This is a genomic window from Methylocystis rosea (assembly GCF_003855495.1).
Lineage (GTDB): Bacteria > Pseudomonadota > Alphaproteobacteria > Rhizobiales > Beijerinckiaceae > Methylocystis > Methylocystis rosea_A.
The window spans coordinates 2,950,833-2,972,875 of the sequence record NZ_CP034086.1 but is presented as its reverse complement, the minus strand read 5'-3'; the positions used below and the strand labels follow the sequence as shown (position 1 = coordinate 2,972,875).

20 protein-coding genes and 1 riboswitch are annotated in these 22,043 nt (G+C 62.6%); of the genes, 14 read left to right on the top strand and 6 right to left on the bottom strand.

Going from position 1 to position 22,043, the window contains the following annotated elements; genetic code table 11:
• Positions 1 to 148: 148 nt before the first annotated feature.
• From EHO51_RS21325 to EHO51_RS14365, 8 genes are all read left to right on the top strand, one after another.
• The gene (locus tag EHO51_RS21325; protein WP_124739463.1) at positions 149 to 541 is read left to right on the top strand and encodes a NepR family anti-sigma factor; all 393 of its coding nucleotides are present in this window, start codon (positions 149 to 151) and stop codon (positions 539 to 541) included.
• The gene (locus EHO51_RS14395) at positions 538 to 1,107 is read left to right on the top strand and encodes a sigma-70 family RNA polymerase sigma factor (RefSeq protein WP_124739462.1); all 570 of its coding nucleotides are present in this window, start codon (positions 538 to 540) and stop codon (positions 1,105 to 1,107) included. Before EHO51_RS21325 ends, EHO51_RS14395 begins: the two co-directional genes overlap by 4 nt.
• A gap of 63 nt (positions 1,108 to 1,170) precedes the next feature.
• Positions 1,171 to 2,568 (top strand): class II fumarate hydratase, encoded by a 1,398-nt coding sequence (gene fumC, locus EHO51_RS14390; protein ID WP_124739461.1) that lies wholly within the window; start codon positions 1,171 to 1,173, stop codon positions 2,566 to 2,568.
• Positions 2,569 to 2,793: 225 nt separating this feature from the next.
• Entirely contained in the window at positions 2,794 to 4,182 is a 1,389-nt protein-coding gene (locus EHO51_RS14385) for a M20/M25/M40 family metallo-hydrolase (protein ID WP_124739460.1), read from the top strand.
• Positions 4,183 to 4,227: 45 nt separating this feature from the next.
• A riboswitch (cobalamin riboswitch) is annotated at positions 4,228 to 4,432 on the top strand.
• 110 nt (positions 4,433 to 4,542) lie between these two features.
• The gene (locus EHO51_RS14380) at positions 4,543 to 6,621 is read left to right on the top strand and encodes a TonB-dependent receptor plug domain-containing protein (protein ID WP_124739459.1); all 2,079 of its coding nucleotides are present in this window, start codon (positions 4,543 to 4,545) and stop codon (positions 6,619 to 6,621) included.
• Positions 6,622 to 6,645: 24 nt separating this feature from the next.
• Positions 6,646 to 7,233 carry a DUF7676 family protein gene (locus EHO51_RS14375; RefSeq protein WP_245434609.1) on the top strand — a complete coding sequence of 196 codons (588 nt, stop codon included), beginning with the start codon at positions 6,646 to 6,648 and terminating at the stop codon, positions 7,231 to 7,233.
• A gap of 55 nt (positions 7,234 to 7,288) precedes the next feature.
• On the top strand, positions 7,289 to 7,843 hold the full coding sequence (locus EHO51_RS14370; protein WP_124739457.1) for a hypothetical protein: 555 nt from the start codon (positions 7,289 to 7,291) through the stop codon (positions 7,841 to 7,843).
• Between the two features lie 328 nt (positions 7,844 to 8,171).
• Complete coding sequence (locus tag EHO51_RS14365; RefSeq protein WP_124739456.1) at positions 8,172 to 8,849, top strand: sensor histidine kinase; 678 nt, start codon at positions 8,172 to 8,174, stop codon at positions 8,847 to 8,849.
• A gap of 156 nt (positions 8,850 to 9,005) precedes the next feature.
• On the opposite strand, the gene EHO51_RS14360 is transcribed toward EHO51_RS14365, so the two are convergent.
• Positions 9,006 to 9,971 (bottom strand): LysR family transcriptional regulator, encoded by a 966-nt coding sequence (locus EHO51_RS14360; protein WP_124739455.1) that lies wholly within the window; start codon positions 9,969 to 9,971, stop codon positions 9,006 to 9,008.
• 244 nt (positions 9,972 to 10,215) lie between these two features.
• Between EHO51_RS14360 and EHO51_RS14355 the strand changes: the two genes are divergently transcribed.
• The 4 genes from EHO51_RS14355 to EHO51_RS14340 are packed head-to-tail and all read left to right on the top strand — an operon-like array spanning position 10,216 to position 13,106.
• Positions 10,216 to 10,875: a DUF938 domain-containing protein gene (locus EHO51_RS14355; RefSeq protein WP_124739454.1), complete on the top strand. Its 660-nt coding sequence runs from the start codon at positions 10,216 to 10,218 to the stop codon at positions 10,873 to 10,875.
• A gap of 31 nt (positions 10,876 to 10,906) precedes the next feature.
• Complete coding sequence (locus EHO51_RS14350) at positions 10,907 to 11,653, top strand: SDR family NAD(P)-dependent oxidoreductase (RefSeq protein WP_124739453.1); 747 nt, start codon at positions 10,907 to 10,909, stop codon at positions 11,651 to 11,653.
• Between the two features lie 34 nt (positions 11,654 to 11,687).
• Complete coding sequence (locus EHO51_RS14345) at positions 11,688 to 12,311, top strand: DUF1326 domain-containing protein (RefSeq protein WP_124739452.1); 624 nt, start codon at positions 11,688 to 11,690, stop codon at positions 12,309 to 12,311.
• 3 nt (positions 12,312 to 12,314) lie between these two features.
• The gene (locus tag EHO51_RS14340; protein ID WP_124739451.1) at positions 12,315 to 13,106 is read left to right on the top strand and encodes a DUF2182 domain-containing protein; all 792 of its coding nucleotides are present in this window, start codon (positions 12,315 to 12,317) and stop codon (positions 13,104 to 13,106) included.
• Between the two features lie 38 nt (positions 13,107 to 13,144).
• Here the strand turns inward: EHO51_RS14340 and EHO51_RS14335 are convergent, their stop codons facing one another.
• Positions 13,145 to 13,684 carry a cob(I)yrinic acid a,c-diamide adenosyltransferase gene (locus tag EHO51_RS14335; protein ID WP_245434608.1) on the bottom strand — a complete coding sequence of 180 codons (540 nt, stop codon included), beginning with the start codon at positions 13,682 to 13,684 and terminating at the stop codon, positions 13,145 to 13,147.
• A gap of 317 nt (positions 13,685 to 14,001) precedes the next feature.
• On the opposite strand from EHO51_RS14335, the gene hemA reads away from it, so the two are divergent.
• Positions 14,002 to 15,288, top strand: a complete 1,287-nt coding sequence (gene hemA / locus EHO51_RS14330; protein WP_124739450.1) for a 5-aminolevulinate synthase — start codon at positions 14,002 to 14,004, stop codon at positions 15,286 to 15,288.
• 109 nt (positions 15,289 to 15,397) lie between these two features.
• Here hemA and EHO51_RS14325 read toward each other — a convergent pair whose 3' ends face one another.
• From EHO51_RS14325 to EHO51_RS14315, 3 genes are all read right to left on the bottom strand, one after another.
• On the bottom strand, positions 15,398 to 15,784 hold the full coding sequence (locus tag EHO51_RS14325) for a YybH family protein (protein WP_124739449.1): 387 nt from the start codon (positions 15,782 to 15,784) through the stop codon (positions 15,398 to 15,400).
• A 25-nt stretch (positions 15,785 to 15,809) separates the two neighbouring features.
• Entirely contained in the window at positions 15,810 to 17,114 is a 1,305-nt protein-coding gene (locus EHO51_RS14320) for a UDP-glucose dehydrogenase family protein (RefSeq protein ID WP_124739448.1), read from the bottom strand.
• 148 nt (positions 17,115 to 17,262) lie between these two features.
• Positions 17,263 to 19,557: an NADP-dependent malic enzyme gene (locus EHO51_RS14315; RefSeq protein ID WP_205788967.1), complete on the bottom strand. Its 2,295-nt coding sequence runs from the start codon at positions 19,555 to 19,557 to the stop codon at positions 17,263 to 17,265.
• Between the two features lie 304 nt (positions 19,558 to 19,861).
• Here EHO51_RS14315 and EHO51_RS14310 point away from each other — a divergent pair, with 304 nt between their 5' ends.
• On the top strand, positions 19,862 to 20,788 hold the full coding sequence (locus tag EHO51_RS14310; RefSeq protein ID WP_124739447.1) for a hypothetical protein: 927 nt from the start codon (positions 19,862 to 19,864) through the stop codon (positions 20,786 to 20,788).
• A 135-nt stretch (positions 20,789 to 20,923) separates the two neighbouring features.
• On the opposite strand, the gene EHO51_RS14305 is transcribed toward EHO51_RS14310, so the two are convergent.
• Positions 20,924 to 21,940 carry a DUF3616 domain-containing protein gene (locus EHO51_RS14305; protein WP_164479406.1) on the bottom strand — a complete coding sequence of 339 codons (1,017 nt, stop codon included), beginning with the start codon at positions 21,938 to 21,940 and terminating at the stop codon, positions 20,924 to 20,926.
• Positions 21,941 to 22,043 lie beyond the last annotated feature (103 nt).

The following is a 22,043-nucleotide window of genomic DNA, read 5'->3' as shown; positions in this document are numbered from 1 at the left end:
CCTCGCAGAGGAGAGGAGTGCGAGCTAAGCAGATTCAAAACTTGGACAATACGTCAAAACTGCTCGGCATTTTAGGGAACCAATCCTTCAGCGGTGCGTTTTGCCTATCGTCCTTGCGGCGCAGTATAACGCGGCGGCTCCAGAAATCATGCATATTAAAATAGAGGGCTCCATGGGGAATAAGAATCCGGAGAATATAGTTGCGCGCGCGAAAGCAGACGACGATGCTTTCGCAAGCGACGGGCGGTATTCTTCCAAACCGGGCCCTCGAAGGGTGGAGACGTTTGCAGGGTGGGTGATGACACGTGACGAATTCGGCGATCGTCGCCGAGGAGTAGGGGAGGCGCGCTGCGGCGCACAACCGGTCCTGCGACAGCGGCCGGTGGAATTCCAGGACTCGATCGGAAAGGAGCTTCGCAATCTCTACGACGATGTCGCGGCTCAACCGGTTCCCGATCGGTTTCTGAAACTTTTGAACCAACTCGAAACGAATGTGCTATCCTCCCCGGCGACGTCAAGCGCGCCGAGGAAGAGTGAGTGAAGGCAAGCGAAGAAGCGCATTTAGCAGGACAGGGACTGAAGGCTGATCTGATCTCAGCCATCCCGAGCTTGCGCGCCTTCGCGGTGTCGATTTGCGGAAACTCCGATCGCGCCGACGACCTGGTTCAGGAAACATTGGTCAAGGCTTGGGGCAGCCTCGCGACGTTTTCGGAAGGCACCAATCTCACCGCCTGGCTGTTCACGATTCTGCGCAACATCTATTACAGCGAATTTCGCAAGCGCCGCCGCGAGGCGCCCGATCCCGACGGTCTGATCGCCGGAAGATTGGTCGCGCCGGAATCGCAGCACGCGCATATGGATTTTCTCGACTTCCGCGACGCGATGCAAAAATTGCCGCTGGATCAGCGCGAAGCGCTGATCCTGGTCGGCGCGTCCGGCATGTCATATGAGGAAGCTGCTCAAATCTGCGGCTGCGCGCCGGGCACGATGAAGAGCCGGGTGAACCGCGCCCGCAATCGGCTCTCCGAGCTGATGGCGGCGCCTCCGACCGCCGAGCCGCGCGAATGGTCCTCGGCCGAGCAGCTCTCCGCCGCCACGCGCGATTGAACGCTACTCGGAAATGCCGCATAGGGAAGCGCGCGAAACGCGCCCTTTCATGCGAGCCATCCGATGACCGACGATCAGAGAATTGAACGCGACTCCTTCGGCGATATCGCCGTCCCGTCCTGGGCGTATTGGGGCGCGCAGACGGAACGCTCGCGGGAGAATTTTCCGATCGGCGGCGATCTCATGCCGATCGAGATCGTGCATGCGCTGGCGCGCATCAAGCTTGCGGCCGCCAAGGTCAACGCCAGGAAGGGCCTGCTCGAGCCAAAAATCGCCGACGCGATTGTCGTCGCCGCGCGCGAGGTGATCGACGGCAAGCTCGACGAGCATTTTCCGCTCGTCGTCTGGCAGACCGGCTCCGGCACTCAGACGAACATGAACGTCAATGAGGTGATCGCCAACCGCGCCAATGAAATGCTCGGCGCGCCGCGCGGCTCGAAATCGCCGGTGCATCCGAACGATCATGTCAATCTCGGGCAGTCGTCGAACGACAGTTTCCCGACCGCCATTCACATCGCCGGCGCCACGACGATCTCCGGTCGGCTGATTCCCGCCGTCGAGCGGCTGCATATTTCGCTCAACGCCAAGGCGGTGAAATTCGCCAATATCATCAAGATCGGCCGCACCCATCTGCAGGATGCGACGCCGGTGACGCTCGGCCAGGAGTTTTCCGGCTATGCGGCGCAGGCCGAATACGCGGAAAGGCGCATCAGAACGACCCTCGCCGATCTTCTGCAGCTCGCCCAGGGCGGGACGGCGGTTGGCACGGGCGTCAACACCTTCAAGGGCTTTGGCGAAGAGGTCGCCGCCGACATCGCCGAGCAGACCGGACTGCCTTTTGTTTCGGCGCCCAACAAATTCGAAGCGCTCGCCACGCACGATGCGATCGTCTTCGCGCATGGCGCGCTCAATGCGCTGGCGTCGGGCCTCTACAAGATCGCGAGCGACATTCGCCTGCTCGGCTCTGGGCCGCGCGCCGGCCTCGGGGAACTGAGGCTTCCCGAGAACGAGCCCGGCTCGTCGATCATGCCGGGCAAGGTCAATCCGACCCAGGTCGAATCGCTGACCATGGTGTGCACGCGCGTTTTCGGAAACAATTCGACGATCACCTTCGCCGCCTCGCAGGGCCATCTCGAACTCAATGTGCTGAAGCCGGTCGTCGGCTTCGCGCTGCTCGAATCGACGATCCTGCTGGCCGACGGCATCAACAGTTTCGTCGCACGCTGCGTCGACGGCATTGAAGCGGATGAGGCCAACATTAAGCGCTTCCTCGATCGCTCGCTGATGCTCGTCACCGCGCTCGCGCCGAAGATCGGCTATGACGCGGCCTCGAAGATCGCCCGCGCGGCGCACAAAAACGGCACGAGCCTGAAGGAAGAAGCGCTCGCGTCCGGCAAGGTGACGGAAGTCGAATTCGACGAAATCGTGCGGCCGGAGAATATGCTCGCGCCGAGCGCGTGAGCAACCAGAGTAGCTTGCGTAAACACCCTCCCCTTGATGGGGAGGGTCGGCGCGAAGCGCCGGGGTGGGGTGATCGTCTTTCTATCTCTCGTCTCTTAATGTCACCCCCACCCGCGCTGCTGCGCAGCGCGACCTCCCCCCTCAAGGGGGAGGTGAAACACGCGCCGCGCCTTCCCCTCGCCATGCATCCGCATTAGTTTCGGCTTCTCACCGAGGAGCCGATTCATGGCCGCGATCGAAGCCGTCCTCAATACGATAGACGCTAATCTCGACGCTTCGAGAGAACGCCTGTTCGATCTTCTGCGCATTCCCTCCGTTTCGACCGATCCGGCCTATAGCGCGCAATGCCTGCGCGCGGCGAACTGGCTCAAGGATCAGCTCAACGGCCTTGGTTACGAAGCGCAAGTGCGCGAGACCCCCGGCCATCCGATCGTCGTCGGCCACGCCAAGGCGAAGCGCAAGGATGCGCCGCATGTGCTGTTCTACGGCCATTATGACGTGCAGCCGCCGGATCCCTTGGAACTGTGGGAAACCGAGCCCTTCGCGCCGCGGCTGACCGAGGGCAAGGACGGCAAGGACATCGTCGCTCGCGGCGCCTCCGACGACAAAGGCCAGTTGATGACGTTCGTTGAGGCGTGCCGCGCTTTCGAGGCGAATGGCGGTCTGCCCTGCAACGTCACTTTTCTGTTCGAGGGCGAAGAGGAGACGGGGTCGCCCTCGCTTCCAGGCTTTCTCGCCGCGCATAAGGACGAACTCTCGGCGCCCGATCTCGCGCTCGTTTGCGACACCAGCATGTGGAACGCGTCGACGCCGGCGATCACGGTGATGCTGCGCGGGCTCGCGCTCGAAGAGGTGATCATCAAAGGGCCGAGCCATGATCTGCATTCCGGCATGTTCGGCGGGCCGGTGCTGAATCCGATTCATGTGCTGGCGAAAATCATCGCCGATCTGCATGACATCGAGGGCAAGGTGACGCTGCCGGGCTTCTACGCCAGCGTGCCGGAGATTCCCGAAGACATCGCCGAGCAATGGCGCGCCATCGACTTCGATGAGGCCAAATGGCTCTCGGAGATCGGCCTCTCGCGCGTTGGCGGCGAAACCGGCCGCGGCATCATCGAGCAGATCTGGGCGCGCCCGACCTGCGACGTGAATGGAATCATCGGCGGCTACACAGGCGCAGGATCGAAGACGGTGCTGCCGGCGCAGGCGTCGGCGAAATTTTCCTTCCGCCTCGTCGGCAAGCAGGACGCCAAAGCAATCCTGGAAAGCTTCCGTAGTTTTGTGCGCGAGCGTCTGCCAACCGACGCCAAGGCCGAATTCATTTCACATGGCGCGTCGAACGCTTTGCAACTTCCCTTCGGCTCGGAGGCGCTCAATCGCGCGCGCCGCGCGCTTGCGGAAGAATGGGAGAAGGAAGCGGTGCTCGCCGGCTGCGGCGGCTCGATCCCGATCGTCGGCGCCTTCAAGCGCGACCTCAATATGGATTCGCTGATGATCGGCTTCGCGCATGACGATGACCGCATTCATTCGCCGAACGAGAAATATTCCTACGCGTCGTTTCACAAGGGAACGCGCTCCTGGGCGCGGGTGTTGCACGCGCTCGCGGCGGCGTAAAGCGATCGGCTACGGCAAAGCTCTTGACTTGACGTGCGATCGGCACTCTATTTCGCGGCAGACGGTTCCTAACGGGATCAAAAAGGGAATGCGGTGAGCGCGCAGCTTCGTGCGCAATTCCGCGGCTGCCCCCGCAACTGTAAGCGGCGAGCCGACGACCACTAAGCCACTGGAGCCATAAGGCTCTGGGAAGGCGGTCCGAGGCGACAACCCGCGAGCCAGGAGACCTGCCGTCGCTTCGTGGTCACGCGCGAAAGCGTCGGGCGGGGTGCACCGATGCGGCCGATGCCTCTCGCCTTGTCGGCGTGTGGGCAAAGACCTTCGCAGTGACGGCCCACGTCTCGCTGCGAGTCTACGCGCATGCATATCCACATTCAGAGCCCCGCCTTGCGCGGCGCATTTCTGTTGTCTTTATCCCTCTCCGCCTCCGTCGCTTCCGCCCAGCAATCCCTGCCTGTCATCGAGGTCGGCCCGTTAAGTCCGGCGCAGCCAGGCTCGCCCGCCGCCGACGTTGAAGATCAAACCGTCGTCACGCCGACGCGCGTCGAGCAGCCGGCATCGAGCACTGGCGCCTCGGTCAGCGTCATTCATGCGCGTGATATCCAGAAGCGCGGATCGCTCGGCTTCAATGACGTTTTGCGCGGCGTGCCGGGACTTGACGTCTACTCGAATGGCGGGCCTGGAACACAGACCTCTGTCGCTTTGCGCGGCTCGACGCCCGGTCAGACATTGGTGCTGATCGACGGCATTCGCATTGGCGATCCGACGAGCACGGACGGTTCGGTCGATTTCGGCCAGCTCATTCCAACCGACATCGAGCGAATCGAAGTGCTGCGTGGTCCGCAATCGGCGCTCTATGGCTCGGACGCGATGGGCGGCGTGATCAATATCATTACGCGTCGCGGCAAGGGCGCGCCGCAAGGCTGGCTCATGTCGGAGGGCGGCTCCTATGGAACGTCGTCGTCGCGCGCGTCGATCTCCGGCGCCGACGGTCGGGGGTCCTACGCGCTGTCGATCTCCGGCCTGCACGCCGATGGCTTCCCGCGCTACGGCTATCGTCAGCAACGTCCGATCTTCATCGGCGATCAGACGACGCCGCTGCCGCCGCTGCCCGCCAATGATCCGACGAACAATGTCGGCGTCACCGGGCGCATCGGCTATGAACTCACCGAAGATGCGCGGATCGAGGCGGGCCTTGCGGGCTACGACAGCGCTATTCGTTACGACAATCCCTACGCCTTCAGTCCTTTCAGCGTCTTCGATCCTTTCAATCATCAGCATGCGACCTTCATGCAGGGCTATGTGCGGCTCGGCGCCGATATGTTCGACAAGATTCTGCGCAACCGGCTGACGCTCTACGCAAATCGCGGCAATCGCGACGCCTGGATGACACAAGCCTGTTTCGACATGCTGACTTTCACATCGCAGAACTGCCGCTTCGGCTATCTCGGCGGGCGCAGGGGCGTCGAATATCAAAGCGACATCGCGCTGGGGTCGCTCGGTCTCGCGACGCTTGGCGCGCGCGTCGAAACCGAGACGGCGCAGAATTCGCGCGAAGCCTGGATCGTCGATGATTACGCGCCGACGCGCGCCGTCCAGACGACATGGTCCGGCTATGCGCAGCATCAATTCACGCTCTTCGATCGCCTCGATATTTCCTATGGGGGCCGCGCCGATGCGGTGAGCAAGAACCAAACGTTTCTCACCTGGCGGACGATGGCGAATTTCCGCATCGATGAGATCGGCATGCGGCTGCGCGGCTCCGCGGCGACCGGCGCAAAAACCGCTTCGCTCTATCAGCGGTTCAGCCAGTACGGCGATCCGTCGCTCGCGCCCGAACGCGTGCTCGGCTTCGACGCGGGCGTCGATCAGAGTTTTTTTGGCGGCGTCGCGACGGCCTCCGTCTCGGTCTTTGCCAATCGCTACGAAAATCTTGTTCAATTCGGAAAGGCAGAGAGTTGCGCGTCGACCCAGATCTTCGGCTGCTATTTCAACGTCGGGCGCGCGGATACGCGCGGCGTCGAATTTTCGGGCGAAGCTGCTCTCGTGCCCGGCGCTCTGCTGTTGCGCGGAAGCTACACCTTTCTCGCCGCGCGAAATCTCGATGATGACGAGGGCAGCATCTACGCTGGACGCACGCTTTTGCGCCGTCCGCGCCACAAGGGCATGTGGTCGGTCATCTATACCGGCGCGCCGGGTCTCGAACTCGAGGCGCGCGCCAATATCGTCGGCGCCGCGCATGATTTGGATTTCATCTTCAATAAGCGCGTGATGCTCGCGCCCTATGTGCGCCTCGATCTCTTCGCGAATTACAAGCTGACAGACTCGCTGACGCTGCATGGGCGCATCGAGAATGTCGGCAATGCGCTCTACGAGGAAGTCTACAATTATTCGACGACGGCGCGCGCCTTCTATGGCGGCGTGAAATACGCCTGGTGACGAATGAACGGCAGGGAGATCGATATGGAAGCCACTACAGACATAATGCCAAGGCGCGTCGTCGAGCCCGACGGCGCGGCGCTCGACGTCTTCTCGCTGCCGCTAGATACGGCGAGTCTTGAAGAACTGTTTCGCGACCTGTTCGAACATCACTGGCGCGAGATCGTCTTCGGGCCGATCATTCAAGGCGCGGCGTGGGAGATCCACGCCGATCGCGCGCCGACGCGCATCAGGCTGCTCGACGGCTATCTCACCGTCGCCTTCGGCGTCACGCATTTTCACGTCTGCATCGGCGAGAACAAGGGATCGCGCGCGCGGCCGACGTCGCCCGAACTTGCACAGCTCAGACGCACGTCGCGCGCCGAACTCTATCGCCGGCGAAACACAAGCTGCGTGCCGATGTCGTGGGGACTGCAGCTGTTCAACGGCGCCGGCGAACAGCAGATCACCGTGCTGCTGCCCAATCCCTTTCTCGACGCCGAGACGGACAAAGTCCTCAAAGAACCGGATTGGTCGCGCCTCGCGCTGTGGGACAAATTGCGCGCGCGCTGGTTCGGCCTGCACGAACCCGATCCGATCGATCGTTCAGCAGGCCGGTCGCGAGGCGACTGACGCGCCGCGCTAATGAATTCGACTTCCTTAGTGTTCACTTGAAAGGAGAAACCTCATGTCGCTGATGCTTTCCACTCTTACGACGACAAACCGCCGCATCTTCTGGGCCGCGACCTTCATCGCCGCCAGCATTGTTTTCAGCTTCGGTTGGGCGTGCGCCTTGCCGCTCGCGGGCTTCGCCGCCGTCGCGGCGCTCACCACTGCGCGTCGCGAAGCCCTGCTGCTGACGGGCGCGGTCTGGTTCGCCAATCAGACCGTGGGATTTCTTTTCCTGCATTATCCGACGGACGCGATGACGCTGTTTTGGGGCGGCGCACTTGGCGTCATCGCTTTGCTGTCTTGTGAGAGCGCCGGACTGCTTGCGCGCCGTTTTCCTGGTTTCGCCGGCGGTCTCGCCGCTTTCCTTTCGGCCTTCGTCGTCTATGAGAGCCTGATTTTGGCGGTCACGGCGGCGACAGGACCCGGCGTCGATCATTTCACCGCGCCGGTCGTCTCAAGAATCTTTTTCATCAATTTCGGCGCCTTTGCGACGCTGTTGATGTTGAAGGCCGCCGCCGCCGCAGTTGCGTATCGCAATGCCGCGAAGACGTTCGCTTCGCGCCCGATCTAGGCGCGAAGGAGCCATGGACGAAGGGGGTCGCGACCCTGAGCGGATGTCGTGCTGACTGAGTCACTGTCCGCTTCAGGACTTAGTGCGGCTTTGGTTGAGTCGCTGACCGGTGAGGTCCGGGAAGACGAAAAGAACAAGGACCAACTCCCAATGGCCGTGTTCTTTTCGCCGAACAGGGAATCGTAGCCAGCGCGTGCGCGTCGCCTCTGACCCTCTCCACAATGCGACCTACACGACTGAGTTTGCTTCGAAAAATATCTGAACACAAAAGAGCCAAGATGAATTTGCTTGATATCAAAACAACTTACAGGATTGAGGCATAATCCTTTTGAACGTTGCATCAGACGGACCGCCGGAATTGAGGCGGGAAATAGCCTCGCTGAGAGCGCAGCTGGCCGCGTCGCAGCAGCGCTACGAAGAGGTTTGCCATCGGATCAGAAACGAATTGCAGGTCTTATCGGCTCTCTTTGCCGCGCAGCGGAGACAGTGTGGCCATCCGGTACACTGCGACATTTGCGTTTCGCGCATCTGCGCGACCGCCGCGCTCCACGGCGCGCTCGATACGAATGAGCACGAGATTTGCAGCCTCGGCTCTTTCGTTAGGCTTCTCGCTGAAACTCTGCATTCGGCCTTTGACAGCCGTTATGAGAGCATCGTGACCATAGACGGGAATTTCGAAATTGACCGCGCGCGCGCCAAAAGCGTCGGGCTTGTGGTCGTCGAAGCGACGGTAAATGCTCTCAAATACGCCTTCGTCGGTCTCGAGAAGGGCAGGATCGAAACGCGCGTCCGGTGTTTCCGGGGCGAGGTCGAGCTTGTCGTTGAAAACAACGGGGCGCCCTTTCCGATAGGAGCATCGTCCCAGTCGACCGAAATTTCAGGAAAGGGCCTCACGCTCATGCATGATATTGCCGCGCACCTTGGTGGAGCTTTGGAGATCACGCCGAGTCCCATGGGAACTGCCTTGCGGCTCACTTTTCCGGTCGCTCTCCCGCAGCGATGCTAGGGGCTCGATAAGCCAAGGCGATTTGCTCAAGCGCGCACGGCGGACGAGGACCGTTTGTTTCGAAATTTAAGAATGCTGAGCCGTGCGTCGTCACTGGGATTCCGATAAGCCTTCATTGCAGCGCGGCACGCTGAATTACGCTTCGCAAAATTCGTCTTAGTGAATGTGCGCCTTGGCGCCAGCGCCGGCGTTCGCATCGTTGCCGCTATCGCGGGGGCAGGCCATCCGCACGCGTTCCCGCAGCCACATATGCGCGTGATCTTTTTCGTGGCGCGGATGCCAAAGCATCATCAACTCATAGCGCGGCAGGTCGATCGGGATCGGCAGGATTTTGAGCGGAGCCAGCTGTACGAACTGCTCGGCCATCCTTTGTGGCAGACAGAGCATGAGGTCGGTCTTCTCGAGAATCCAGGGCGTCGTCAAAAAGTTCGGCAGAACAAGAAATACGTTTCTACGTAGTCCCAGCTTCGCGAGACTGTCGTCGATCAGGCCCGTCCCGGCTTCCCGCCAGCTGATCAGCACATGCTTGCCTTCCAGAAATTGCGCCAGACTGATTTCATCGCCCGGGACTTGCGCGTTCGATTTTCTTGTGAGGCAAACGATGCTCTCGCCCATCAATGCCTGCGAGCAGACATGTGGCGTGCCGCCGAAGATTGCGTCGAAGCCGATCGCCAGATCGATATTGTCTTTCTCGAGCACGATGTGGGGCGGCCCTGTTATCGGCTGCCGAATATGCACCTCGATATGCGGGGCGATGCGGATCATCGACTCGGCAAGCGTCGGCAACAGGGCGAACCCGACGTAGTCGCTTGTGGAGATCACGAAGCGTCGGCGGCTGGTCGCCGGATCAAATTCTGGCGGCGGTTCGACGATCCTTTCGATCTCCCGAAGCACGGCCGCCGTCGGCTCCAGCAGCGCAAGCGCGCGCGCCGTAGGGACCAAACCCGATGCGGATTTCACCAGTATGGGATCGTCGAGCTGGTCACGCAGCCGGCGCAAAATATGGCTCATGGCGGGCTGGCTCAGACATAGCTTTTCTGCGGCGCGCGACACGTTCTTCTCTTCGAGAAGCGCCTTCAGCGCCAGCAACAGATTGAGGTCGAAAGACTTGAGGTTGACCATCCTGTCGGCGCCTCTTGAGAATTGAGTCTGCTGTTTCGAACGCGTCGACGCAGCACGTCTAGGGTTTTAGTTCCCCGAATGAGTTCATAAGATTTTCGAATTTTACCGCGTCGCAGACAATCGATAAAGCTTCCGGCGGCTTGGGCCGGAACAAGATCCAAAAATGAAGGCCGCGAAGCGTTCGACGCTTCCGCGCAGACGGGCGAAGCGGCGCAAGCGTCGAGGAAAGCCGAGGAGGACCGCCATGTCCATCAATGTGCCTGCAGACCGTCCGCCGATCGATCCGCATCCGCTCAGCCCCTATGTCGCTTGGGCGGGGAATCGAAATCGTGATCCGATTCTCAGCATGTTCAGAGCGATCTTTCCGAACAGCGGCAATGTGCTGGAACTTGCGAGCGGCGCCGGCAACCACATCAACTATTTCGCGCCGCATTTCCCGAATCTGTCGTTTCAGCCTTCTGACTATGACGTCGAAGTGTTCGATTCGATCAAGAAGAAGCGCGACGAAGCGGGCAGCAAGAATATCTTCGATCCCATCAAAATCGATCTGACTGAACCCCAGACCTGGCCCAGCGCGAGCGATCGGCTCTACGACGGCATTTTCGTCGTGAACCTCTTCCAGGTCGCGCCGGTCTCGATCTGTGACGGCATCGCTCAAGTCGCCGATCGCGTGTTGACGAAGGATGGCTTTGTCGCGATCTACGGGCCCTTCAAGGTTGACGGCAGTTATACGACCGAGTCAAACGCCGCCTTCGATCAGGAGATCCTCGCGCCCAAGATCGCCGAATGGGGCCTTAAGGACGTGCGTGATCTCGAACGCGCCGCCAACGCACACAATATCGCGCTCAAAAAAATCATGGACATGCCCGCGAACAACTTCATTCTTCTCTTTGGGCGCGCATGAGGCGAGCGCGGCCGAAGAGAATTGACGCGCCATGACAGAACCGGCGATGGCGAATAGGGGAGTGGCGCTCGTGATTGGCGTTGGCGCCGAGTCAGGTCTTGGCGCCGCGCTGGCGCGGCGTTTCGCGCGCGAAGGGCTCCGCGTCATGGTCGCGGGCCGCACGCCGGAGCGGTTGCGAATCGTCGCCGAGCAGATCGCCGCCACGGGCGGCGCGGTCGCGATCAAAGTCGCAGACGCCACGAGCGAAGCCGACGTCGCCGCCCTCTTCGACGACGCAGACCGCGACGGCGACCTCGCGCTGGTCGCCTACAATGTTGGGAATAATATCGCGGCTACTGCTCAGGACACGACGCCCGAACTCTTCGAGCGCCTTTGGCGCCAAAACGCCCTCGGCGGCTTCGTCGTCGGGCGTGAGGCGGCCCGGCGCTTCTCCCAGCGCGGGCAGGGCACGATCCTGTTCACCGGCGCGACGGCGTCCTTGCGGGCGCGTCCGCCCTTCCTGGCTTTCGCCGCCGCCAAAGCCGCCTTGCGCGCCGTAGCTCAAGGGCTTGCGCGCGAGTTTGGCTCAAAGGGCGTTCATGTCGCGCATATCGTCGTCGACGGCGTGATCGCGGGAGAATATGCGGCGACGAATTTCGCCGACTATGCGCGCTCGAAAGGCGCGGACGGCGTCCTTGCGGTCGACGACATCGCCGACGCCTATTGGGCGCTGCACTGCCAGAAGCGCAGCGCCTGGACTCACGAAATGGACCTTCGGCCCTTCAAGGAGCCATTCTAGGTCCGCAGATTACGGCCGCGGAGAAAGCAAAAAAATGGCGACGCGAACGAAGTGGCGCTTTGTCGGCGACTATCTCGAGAACTGCAATTGCGACATCGTCTGTCCTTGCCTGGTCTCGACCAAGGCCATGATGGCGACGCCGACGCAAGGGTGGTGCGACAACATTTTGGCGTTCCACATCGACAAAGGCCATTATGGCGACGTGGCGCTGGATGGGCTGAATGTGGCGCTTGCGGCGCATGCGCCGGGACCGATGGCGGAGGGCGACTGGACGCTCGCCGTCTATATCGACGAGCGCGCAACCGACGAACAGACCGCCGCTCTGGGCGCAATTTTCGGCGGCGACGAAGGCGGACCGATGGCGGCTTTCGCGCCTTTGGTCGGAACGCATCTCGGCGTCAAGAAGACCTCGATTCATTACACGATCGAGGGCAAATCGCGCGCGGTCGAAATCCCGGGCGTTCTCGCCGTCGCCGTCGATCCGCTCGCGAGCATGCATCCGAGCGGCGAAATCTGGGGCACGACCGGGCATCCGCTCGCGCCGGAGAAAATCGCCTTCGGCGTCGGCCGCGCGGGCAACCATTTCAGCGACCACGGCATGGACTGGAATAATTCGGGCCAGAACGGGCATTACGCGCCGATCGAATGGTCGAATTGACGGATGGCGGCGCCGACACAGACGCGCGTGGACCTGATCGCGCTTCAGCGTAACGCGATCCTGGCCATGCTCATCGGATTGTCGGTCGCGGCGTGGGCGCTTCTGATCTGGCAAGACACGGCGGGTCATGACGCCCATAGCAGCATGGCCTCGCCGTCCATGGGACTCGGCGCGCCGCTGTTCATCGCCGTCTGGCTGGCGATGACGATTGCGATGATGTTTCCGACGTTGGCGCCGATGGCGCTCACCTTCCACAAGACGCAGGCCGCGCGCCGCAAACGGGGACAGGCCTTCGTCGGAACATGGGCCTTCCTCGCCGGCTATCTGCTCGTCTGGATGGCGTCTGGCCTCCTCGCTTATATTGGCGCGCTCGCCGCGGAGGCTGGCGCCGCGCGTCTGGATCTTTCGGCGCCGGCGCAGGGCCGCGTTGGCGGGTTGATCCTTGTCGCCGCCGGGCTCTACCAGCTCACGCCGTTGAAAGAGCTCTGCCTGACCAAGTGCCGCACGCCGATCAGCTTCATCATGACCTCCTGGCGCGAGGGGACGTTCGGCGCCCTGCAGATGGGCGCGCACCACGGCGCCTGGTGCCTTGGCTGTTGCTGGCTGCTTTGCGCGATCATGTTTCCTCTCGGCATGATGAACGTCGCCGCGCTTGCAACGGTGACGGCGATCGTTTTCGCCGAGAAGACCCTGCCGTGGGGGCCCGCCGTGGCGCAGGCCATGGGCATCGCCATCCTCGTCTACGGGCTCTTGATCCTGATCCAGCCTCAGGCGTTTCCGATCTTCCATGGATGACGGGCTTGGCTGGGCGGCGCCGCCCCCGCCCAAACCCCTCACCCGCCCAGCATCCTATCCGCGTGTCCGCTGTGCAGGTCCGCGAGCCGCGCCAGCGCGAACAACAGATCGCTCAGGCGATTGAGATAGGCGAGGGCGCTCTCGGGCGCCGGCGGCTCATCGAGCGCGGCGAGGCTGCGCTCGGCCCGCCGCGCGACGGCGCGCGCCATATGGAGACGCGCGCTCGCCTCGGCCTCTCCCGGATAGATGAAATCGCGCAGCGGCGGCAGCGCGTCGGTGGCGCGATCGATCTCGGCTTCGAGCGCCGCGGTCTCGGCGTCGTCGAAGGCGAGATCGATCTTCCGCGCTTCGGCGCTGACGATGGCGCTGATCGTGTAGAGCGCCTTTTGCGCGCCGCTCAAAAGATCGTTCGCCTCGGGGAAGACGAGGCGCGCGAGCCCGAGGCTCGCCGACAATTCGTCGAGATCGCCGACCGCCGCGACGCGCGGATCGAACTTCGCCGCCCGCCGGCCCGAGAAGAGACTCGTCTGGCCTCTGTCGCCTTTTTTCGTATAGAGCTTCATCGCCGTCACGCGCACCCCCGTCTCTTCGTTACCTCAAGCAAGGCCAGGCGGTCATCCCATAAACGCCGCGCTGGAAAAAGCCCCGGTGAAGGTGGCCCCAAGCACGGCGCGGTTGGGGCGCCGCCGGGCGGCGCCGCCGGCTCGTGGCGCCATTGTTTTTATTGGCGGTGGCCCTGCGTTGCGCAAGAAAAGAGGCGCGGGCGCGTCATTCGGCCACTCGCCTTTGACGCGCGGATCGGCTATGTAAGAAAACGTCCAAACTAGACGGCGGGCTGGACGGGGGCCTGGTCGTCGAACTCTGGGGCAAGAGTAAAAAATCAAAGGGTTCGAGCATGGTCTATCGGCGTTACTTCGAGGCCGCCGTCTCCCGTCTGAAGGACGAGCGCCGCTACCGCGTCTTCGCGCATCTTGAGCGCGATGTCGAAGCTTTCCCGCTGGCGAATTGGCATCGTGAGGACGGCTCGGTCGAGCCTGTGACCATCTGGTGCTCCAATGACTATCTCGGCATGGGCCAGCATCCGGACGTGATCGCCGCCATGGTCGACACGGCGAGCAAAGTCGGCGCCGGCTCCGGCGGCACCCGCAACATTTCCGGCACCAGCCACGCCATTGTCGAGCTTGAGCGCGAGCTCGCCGATCTGCACGGCAAGGAAGCCGCGCTCGTCTTCACCTCCGGCTGGATTTCCAATCTCGCGGCGATCTCGACGATCGCCGACCTTCTGCCCAATTGCGTCATTCTCTCCGACGCCTCGAACCATAATTCGATGATCGAAGGCGTGAAGCGCTCGCGCGCCGAGAAGAAGATCTTCCGCCATAATGATCTTGCGCATCTCGAGGAGCTACTGATCGAAGCGGGCGATCGGCCCAAGCTCGTCGTCTTCGAAAGCCTCTATTCGATGAACGGCAATATCGCGCCCGTCGCCGACATCGTCGCGCTGGCTGAGCGCTATGGCGCGATGACCTATGTCGACGAAGTGCATGCGGTCGGCATGTATGGCGCGCGCGGCGGCGGCGTTTGCGAACGCGAAGGCGTTATGGCCCGCGTCCATGTGATCGAGGGCACGCTCGCCAAGGGCTTCGGCACGATGGGCGGCTATATCGCCGGCGACTCCGTCGTCATCGACGCGATCCGGTCTTACGCGGCTTCATTCATCTTCACGACGGCGCTGCCGCCGGCCGTCGCGGCCGCGGCCTGCGCCGCGGTGCGGCTGCTCAAGCGCCGGCCGGATCTGCGCGCGGCGCATCAGCGCGCCTCACATATCACCAAGCACGCGCTCGCCGCCGCCGGCCTGCCCGTGATGGAAAACGGCTCGCATATCGTGCCGGTGATGGTGCGCGACGCCGAGCTTTGCAAGTCTGCGAGCGACCTGCTGCTCGATCGTCACTCGATCTACATCCAGCCGATCAACTATCCGACGGTGGCGAAGGGAAGCGAGCGGCTGCGCGTCACGCCGACGCCTTGCCACACGCCGGCGCATATCGCGAATCTCGTCGAGTCTCTTGTCGACGTCTGGCACACGCTTGGCATTCCCTTCGTCGAGCCGCCGTCGCATCTGCATGTCGCGGCGAAAAGCGACGAGAAGTGCACCTATCCCGAGATTAAACTCGCGGCGCAGTAGGCGTCGCTCACGAATGCAAAAAAGCGCCGGCCCCCCGTGGCCGGCGCTTTGTTCTTTGTGAGGATGCGGCGCGGTAGCTGCGCAAGACGATGGCCGCAAATCTTTCGGTTCAGGATTTTTCTGTAGCCAAAAGATTCGCGTCTCTGGCAAGCCGCCATTTTCCGTCGGCTTCCTTACGCAGAATCGTCAGCGTATGTCCGCTCCGACGCACCGGCGCGCCGCCCAGAGGCGTCGCCGTCATCTCCATGTAACTGCGCATATAGGCCCAGTCGCCAAAAATGCAGAGCTCCTGGATGTCGCTGCGCGCCTCGATCGCGACGTTCTTCATATTTTCCGAAGCGGCGGCGAAGGCTTCCTTTCCGAATGGCTTTCCACCCGGCGTCATAAAAATCACGTCATCCGTCATCAGATCGAGCACGGCTGAAAGGTCGCCCGCTTTGCTGCAGGCCATCCAGGCTTCGACCAATGCGCGAATGGCTTTTTCGTCGTCCGTCACGCCACAATCCTTCGCGTAAGCCCTCTCACGTCCGTCCGACGCTCACATAGGTGAAGCCGCGTTTGCGCACGTCGCCGGGGCGATAGACATTGCGCAGATCGACGATGATCGGCTGCTTCAAGAGGCTCCTGACCCGATCGAGATCGAGCGCGCGAAACGCGTCCCATTCGGTGACGATGGCGAGCGCGTCGGCCCCTTCAAGCGCCGAATAGGCGTTGTCGTGGAAAGTGACTTCCGGCATCAGCGGACGCGCCTGCGCCATGCTCTCGGGGTCATAAGCGTGCACCTGCGCGCCGTCGCCCGCGAGAGAGGCGACGATGGCGAGCGAGGGCGCGTCGCGCATATCGTCGGTGTTGGGCTTGAAGGCCAATCCCAAGAGCGCGATCTTCTTGCCGCGCACCGAGCCGCCGAGCGCATGGATGACCTTGCGCGCCATCGCCCGCTTGCGCGCGTCATTGACGGCGACCACCGTTTCGACGATGCGCAGCGCCGCGCCTTCGTCCTGCCCGGTCTTGATCAGCGCCAGCGTATCTTTCGGAAAGCAGGAGCCGCCATAGCCGGGGCCGGCGTGCAGGAATTTCGCGCCGATGCGCTTGTCGAGTCCGATGCCGCGCGCGACCTCCTGTACGTCGGCGCCGACCTTCTCGCACAGATCGGCGATTTCGTTGATGAAGGTGATCTTCGTCGCGAGAAATGCGTTGGCCGCGTATTTCGTGAGCTCCGACGTGCGGCGCCCAACGAAGACCAGCGGCGGCGCGTTCAGCGACAGGGGCCGGTAGATTTCCTCCATCACTTCGCGCGCGCGCGGATCTTCGATGCCGATGACGACGCGGTCGGGGCGTTTGAAATCTTCGATCGCCGCGCCTTCGCGCAAGAATTCAGGATTGGAAACGACGGTGAAATCGGCGTTGGGATTGACTTCGCGAATGATGCGCTCGACTTCGTCGCCGGTGCCGACGGGGACGGTCGATTTGTTGACGACGACCGTGAACCCTTCGAGCGCTTTGGCGATGGACTGTGCGACGGCGTAGACGAAGGACAGATCCGCATGGCCGTCGCCGCGCCGCGACGGCGTGCCGACAGCGATGAAAACCGCGTCCGCGCCCCTTACCGAGGACTCGAGTTCGGTGGTGAAGGAGAGCCGGTTCTGTTCGACATTATTGGCGACGAGCTCGTCGAGGCCCGGTTCAAAGATCGGAATCTCGCCCGCCTTCAGGCGCTCGATCTTGTTCGCGTCCGCGTCCACGCAAATGACGTTATGACCGAAGTCGGCGAAACAGGCGCCCGAGACCAGACCCACATAACCAGAGCCAATCATCGTAATGTTCATCAGTGTCAGTCTCTCGCTTCATGTGCGATTACCTCCCCCAGGGGGAGGTCGCGCGGCGGAAGCCGCGCGGGTGGGGTGAGGTGCGGGACGCGCGATTCAGCCCGCCCCGCGCCTACGGCGCGACTCTACCCATCAAGGGGAGGGTGGCTCATCCGCCGACGCCGAAGGCGGCGAGCGCCGCCATATTGACGATCTCCGTGTCCGTCGCGCCGAGTTGGACGATTTGAATCGGTTTGTCGAGTCCGACGATCAGCGGACCGAGAACGGTCGCGCCGCCAAGTTCCTGTAACATTTTTGTCGAAATAGCCGCCGAATGAAACGCTGGCATGACAAGAACGTTCGCCGTCTCGGTGAGTCGCGAAAACGGATAGGCGCTCATCAAATCCTTGTTGAGCGCAATGTCCGCGCCCATCTCGCCCTCATATTCGAAATCGACGCGCCGCTGGTCGAGAACGTTGACCGCCTGGTGCACCCGCGCGGTGCGCTCGCCGGGCGGATAGCCGAATGTCGAAAAGGCCAGCATGGCGACCCGCGGCACGAGTCCGATGCGGCGCGCAACGCCGGCCGCCTCGATGGCGATTTCGGCAAGTTCGTGGGCGTCGGGCATTTCGGTGATCGCGGTATCGGCGACGACGACGACGCGGCCGTTTGCGAGAATGATCGACGCGCCGATGACGCGGTGGCCGGGCTTGTGGTCGATGACGCGGCGCACGTCTTCGAGCGCGTGGGAGAAATTGCGCGTGACGCCCGTCACCATGGCGTCGGCGTCGCCCTGCGCCACCATCGCCGCGGCGAAATGATTGCGGTCCTGATTGATCAGCCGCTGGCAGTCGCGCATCAGATAGCCCTTGCGCTGCAGGCGCTCGAACAGGAACTGCGCATAGACCGAGTTGCGGCTCGAGAGTTTGGCGTTGTGGATTTCGATCTCTGCGGGAAGCTCAAGGCCGGCGTTCGCCGCCGCTTCCATGACGCGATCCTCCCGGCCGACAAGCACGGCGCGTCCGAAACCCTGATGGACGAAGGAAAGCGCGGCCCGGATGACCTGCTCCTCTTCGCCCTCGGCGAACACGACGCGCTTGGGATCACGCCGCACGCGTTCGTGAATCGTCTGCATCAGCCCGGCGATCGGATCGCGCCGCGCCGATAGCTCAGCGCGATAGGCTTTCATGTCGACGATGGGGCGTCGCGCGACGCCGCTGTCCATCGCCGCCAGCGCCACGGCGGGCGGAATGATGGAGATGAGGCGCGGGTCGAAAGGCGCCGGAATAATATAGTCGCGGCCGAAACGCGGCCGGGCGCCGCGGTAAGCGTTGGCGACCTCGTCCGGCACGTCCTCGCGCGCGAGATCGGCGAGCGCCTTCGTCGCAGCGATCTTCATTTCCATGTTGATCGTCTTGGCGCGCACGTCGAGCGCGCCCCGGAAAATATACGGAAAGCCCAGGACGTTATTGATCTGGTTGGGATAGTCGGACCGGCCTGTGGCGATGATCACGTCGGCGCGCGTGGCGCGCGCTTCTTCCGGCGTGATCTCCGGGTCGGGATTGGCCATGGCGAAGACGATCGGATTGTCCGCCATGCTGCGAAGCATGGCGGGCGTCAGGGCCCCCTTGACGGAAAGGCCGTAGAAGATGTCGGCGCCTTCCAGCGCCTCAGCGAGCGTTCGCGCCGTGGTGTCGACGGCGTGCGCGCTCTTCCACTGGTTCATCCCCTCCTGGCGACCGCGATAGACGACGCCCTTGGTGTCGCACAGGATGACGTTGCGCGGATCGAAACCCATCGCTTTGGCGAGATCGAGACAGGCGATGCCGGCGGCGCCGGCGCCGTTGCAGACGAGTTTCGCTTCACGGATGTCGCGGCCCGTCAGCAGCAGCGCGTTGAGCATGCCGGCGGCGGAGATGATCGCTGTGCCGTGCTGATCGTCATGGAAGACCGGAATGTCCATGAGATCGCGTAGCCGCTCCTCGATGACGAAACACTCCGGCGCCTTGATGTCTTCGAGATTGATGCCGCCGAACGAGGGGCCGAGATAACGCACGGCGTTGACGAATGCATCCACGTCCTTCGTATCGATCTCGAGATCGATGGAATCGATGTCCGCGAACCGCTTGAACAGCGCGGCCTTGCCTTCCATCACCGGCTTCGCCGCAAGCGCGCCGAGATCGCCAAGCCCGAGGATCGCCGTGCCGTTGGTGATCACGGCGACCATGTTGCCGCGGGTCGTGTAATCGAACGCCGCTGAAGGATCCTTGGCGATGGCGAGCACCGGCGCGGCGACGCCCGGCGAATAGGCGAGCGACAGGTCGCGCTGAGTCGCCATCGGCTTCGAGGCGATGACGGCGAGCTTGCCGGGCCGGCCGCGCGAATGAAACAGCAGCGCCTCCTTGTCCGATATCGTCGCGCGCTGCTCTCCTTCCGCCCGATTTTCCGCCATGTCGTCGGCCATCTCCGCCCCTTTGCTTGTTGCGACGCAACACGAGCGACCATACCCGGAGCGTGGCTGCGTCCACAAGCGCTATGCCCAAGGCGGCCGCGCCAAGCGTCACGAAACCAAGCGTCACGGAACAATGACGCCGCGCCAGAGTTTTAGGGCATGCGCGGCTGTCCACGCTGCGGCTTAGGTCGTGATTCCGGGCAGCACAGCGGTCGAAGCGGAGGTTTCAATGAGTGGCATCATTTATCTCGTCGGACTGATCGTCGTCGTTCTGGCGATTTTATCATTTCTTGGCCTGCGCTGAGGAGATGGCAGAATGACTGATTTCGTGCAAACGGGACTCGGCGTCGGGCCGTCGCGCGGCGCCGCCGCCGCGGCGGCGGCAGCCCAAGACATGTCCGGCCGGTCGACCAATACCGATTGGGCCGCCATCATCGCCGGCGCAACGATCGCCGGCGCAATTTCCTTCATCATGGGGGCCTTCGGTTCGGCGATCGGCCTGTCGATGACATCGCCTTATGGCGGCGCGTCGTTGGTTGTTCATCTGATCGCGTTGACGCTCTGGGTGCTTTGGATCACCGTTTCGAGCTTTGCGGTCGGCGGCTATGTCACGGGAAGGCTGCGCCGGCGCTCCGGAGATGTTTCGCAAGAAGAGGTGGAAGTCCGCGACGGGGTCCACGGCCTCGTGCTCTGGGCCGCGGCGATCGTGGTGTTCGCGCTGATCGCAGGCGCTTCTATCTTCCAGCTCGCAAAGACGGGCGTTTCCGCGGCGGCGTCTTCGGAAGGCGCCAGAACCGAGACGTCAGCGCTTGCGCCCACGGTGACTCCGGTCGAGGAGCGGGTCGATTTTCTGTTGCGCGGCGATGGCGACGTGAACGCACGGGGCGTGACGATGCCGGCAGAATATCCGCGCGCGATCGTGAAGCGCATCGTCGAGCGCGGCTTGGCGACAGGCGAAATCTCCGGAGAAGATCACGCCTATCTTGTCAATGTTCTCGCGTCGCGCTCCGGCCTCGCCCCGCAGGAAGCCGAACGGCGCGTGGATCTGAGCGCCGAACGCCTGCGTGAAGATCAGGCGAAGGCGAAGGAGACGGCCGAGACGGCGCGCAAGACTGGCATCCTGCTCGCCTTCCTTTCCGCGGCGACCATGCTCATCGGCGCGGTGGCGGCTTGGTATGGCGCAACGCTCGGCGGGCGCCATCGCGATGAAAACGTCGGCGTCGCGGCGTTCTCTCGCTTCTAAATGGAGGTATGAAATGTTCCGGTCTGTCTTGCTGTGGATGCTCGGGATTCCAATACCCATCATCATCCTTCTGGCGTTCTGGCGCTAACACGAGATGCGATAAAGCCCCGGAAGAACGCTCTTCCGGGGCTTTTCTTATGGCTTGCGGGGAATGTTGAAGACCAGCGGCGCGCCGTCGTCGCCTCCGTCCGAGAGCACGAGCAAGCGATAGCGTTTTGGGTCCAGCTCAAGCACGGCGATGGCCTCCGGCTTGATGAGGCTGCCTTTCTTCCCTAGCGGAGCATTCTGCAGGTCGATCGTTGCGAGTTCTTTAGGCTGCACAGCTACGCCGGTCGTCAGTCCGCGCAATTCGACGATCGAATAGTCGGCTGGCGATAGAGCGTCGCTCGGTCCAACAAGAGCGAGCGCCACGCCGTCCGCGATGGCGAGATCTCGAAAGCCCTTATTGGCGCCCAACCGAACCGTTGCAAGAGAGGGCTTAAGATCGCCTCCCTCAAAAAGAGCCTTTGCATCGACGCTGACGACGTAACCGTTTCCTTCCACATTGGGCGCGCGCAAGGCGAAAAACAGCCGCCCATTCGCCGCCCCCATGCCCTCGATGTCGATGCGGTTGCGACCCGGAGCCCTGTCGCAGCGGCAGTCGCCGGGAACGGCATAGGGCGCAAGTTCGGGAAGGCTGCGCATCGCGTCCCATAAGCGCTCGCTGTGCGTCATCGTTCCGATATGGCCGCTCTCGTCGGCCGTGAGCCGGTAGACTCGTCGGCTGTCAGAATTGTCGCAGCATGTTTCGCGCTTTGCGGCGTGTGATCCGGCCACGTAAAAATAGCCGCCGTCGACGGCCGCAGCTTCCGCGTCGAGCTCCTTCTCCACGCCGCTGAATTCGAAGGGCTCGCCCACATATACGAGCCGCTGGCCGTTGATGCGCATGAAGGCGCCCTGTCGGCCCTCATCGACGGCGAGCACACACATGCCGCTCGTTCCGCAGGCAAAGCCGCTGAACGCTTCATTCGCCTTTTTCGCCGCAAAGCGGTGCTTGTCGACCTGCCAAGGGGTTGGCGATTCCGGCGCGACACGCTCAATGGCGAACGCGGCCGAAGAAAGCCAAGCGGCGGTCAAAGCAAACGCGAGAATACGATTGATAAGGAAAATCATCGATGTCTCCAATAAAAGCCAGGCAAATCGACACGCCAATCTAAGCCCGGGCGGACGCGTCGTCCACATGCAAGCGGATGCCCCGCGTGGCGCTTGCGCGGCG